Source organism: Mesorhizobium sp. M2A.F.Ca.ET.067.02.1.1 (genome assembly GCF_004023285.1).
Classification (GTDB): domain Bacteria; phylum Pseudomonadota; class Alphaproteobacteria; order Rhizobiales; family Rhizobiaceae; genus Mesorhizobium.
Genome location: NZ_RZSB01000990.1, coordinates 1 through 1,837 on the forward strand (window position 1 = coordinate 1; position 1,837 = coordinate 1,837).

Sequence of the window (1,837 nt, forward strand, 5' to 3'; positions counted from 1 at the left end):
TGCCGCGTCGCATTGGTTAGGATCTAACCCTGCCCGCGCTCGCACGTTGCCCGCACGCCGTGAGGCCGTGCGATATACAAGATCTTCTTCGGCTTCCGCCCTCGAAAGCCTGCGGCCGCAAGCTGACGTCTGCTTGCGGCCCCGAATAGGATGCTGACCACCTCGACGTTGAGCGACGCTGTGGCGGACTGAGCGGATTCTTGGCGGTTTGTTACGCAGATTAAGGTCGCTTCGATCTTGAAGCACTTCAATAATGATATAAGTGTATGAAATCATTGATTTATTAGGAAAATTCTGGCGGAGAGAGCGGGATTCGAACCCGCGTTACGGTTTCCCGTAAACACACTTTCCAGGCGTGCGCCTTCAACCACTCGGCCACCTCTCCGTCCTTGACATCTCGCGCCGGCCGGTTTTGCCGCGCGGGTTGGGGAGATGCTCCCATGGGAAGTCCTTGACGGATATGTGGTGTGCCTTCAACCGGCGGGCAACCCTTCCCCGCACCCGCTAGCCGTCTAGGCAAACAGGCGCGGGGCTCATCTAGTCGATCCGAAAGCGAATGCCAAGCCATAATGGCGATGCAAAGGCTTTTGGCCGTGGATGGCCTCGAAGGCCGCCGCAACGAGGGCGTGCCGCGCGTTCGCGTGATGTATGCGGGCCGACCCGTAAGACCGTTCGCGCCTAAGCTGCAGCCTGGTTTCAGCGTGCGTGAGAGGGTGGACAGCGATCTGCAGGCAATGTCGTGGAAGTCGACAAGGTGACCGCATTGGGGGGAATCTCCGCCGTAAGCTCGCGCAGGGGCATTGAGCCGGATCAAATTCCTTGCAGCCGTCGCCTTGCTATGTTGCCCGCTTCCCGGGACAAGGTTGAATGCGCATCGCGATCCTGTCTGACATCCATGCCAACCGTGAGGCGTTCGACGCAGTCCTCGAGGTCGTTCGGAAGCAGGCGCCGGACCAGCTGGTTCTGCTTGGCGATCTGGTCGGCTACGGGCCCGATCCTGTCTATGTGGTCGAGAAAGCCGCCGATCTGGTGGAGGGCGGCGCGTTCTGCATCAAGGGCAACCACGATGAAGCGGCGGCCTTGGGCCGGACCGACATGACGGAGAACGCGCGGGCCGCCATCGAGTGGACCCGCGAACGGCTCGCCCAGGAGCATCTCGACTTTCTCGCGCAGCTGCCGCTTTCGCTCCGGTCCGAAGACCGGCTGTATGTGCACGCCAGCGCGGAACGGCCGGAAAAATGGCTGTATATACGGGACGTCGACGCGGCAGAACGCTGCCTGTCGTCAAGCGATGCCCGCTTCATCTTCTGTGGCCATACCCACATTCCAGCCATCTACTACGCTTTGCCCGGCAGCCGGCCGGTTCATTTTCGGCCGCTGGACAATGTAGGGGCGCCCTTGTCCGAGCTTAGGCGGCATCTTGTCATCGTCGGGGCGGTCGGCCAGCCGCGTGACGGCAACCCGGCCGCCTGCTTCGCGCTTCTCGACACGGAACGGCGCGAGGTGACGATGGTGCGCGTTCCTTACGATCATGAAGAAACCGCCCGCAAGATTCAGGCGTCAGGCTTGCCCGGGTGGCTCGGCATGCGCTTGAAGATCGGCCGCTAGTCAACCTGGAGGCGATGGATGCAGAAGTTCGAGGCAGGGGCAAGCATCGATGGTTTCGAGCTCGTCGAGCGGCTTCAATCCGGCGCCATGGCAACGCTATGGCGCGCGAGAAATCCGAATTTCGATTTCCCGCTTCTGCTGAAGATGCCGTTTCTCGACCCGGGCGGAGACGTTTCCGTCATTCTCGGCTTCGAAGCCGAGGAACTGATCCTCAAACGCCTGTCGGGTC

1 protein-coding gene, 1 tRNA gene and 1 pseudogene are annotated in these 1,837 nt (G+C 61.3%); 2 read left to right on the forward strand and 1 reads right to left on the reverse strand.

Annotation, left to right across the window (positions count from 1 at the left end; translation table 11 throughout):
• Window positions 1-295: 295 nt before the first annotated feature.
• Window positions 296-385: transfer RNA gene (locus EOA28_RS34555), tRNA-Ser, on the reverse strand.
• Window positions 386-867: 482 nt separating this feature from the next.
• Between EOA28_RS34555 and EOA28_RS34560 the strand changes: the two genes are divergently transcribed.
• Both EOA28_RS34560 and EOA28_RS34565 read left to right on the forward strand, forming a co-directional pair.
• Window positions 868-1,608: a metallophosphoesterase family protein gene (locus tag EOA28_RS34560; RefSeq protein ID WP_128315787.1), complete on the forward strand. Its 741-nt coding sequence runs from the start codon at window positions 868-870 to the stop codon at window positions 1,606-1,608.
• 18 nt (window positions 1,609-1,626) lie between these two features.
• Window positions 1,627-1,837: pseudogene (locus EOA28_RS34565) on the forward strand (serine/threonine protein kinase); the annotation flags it as partial.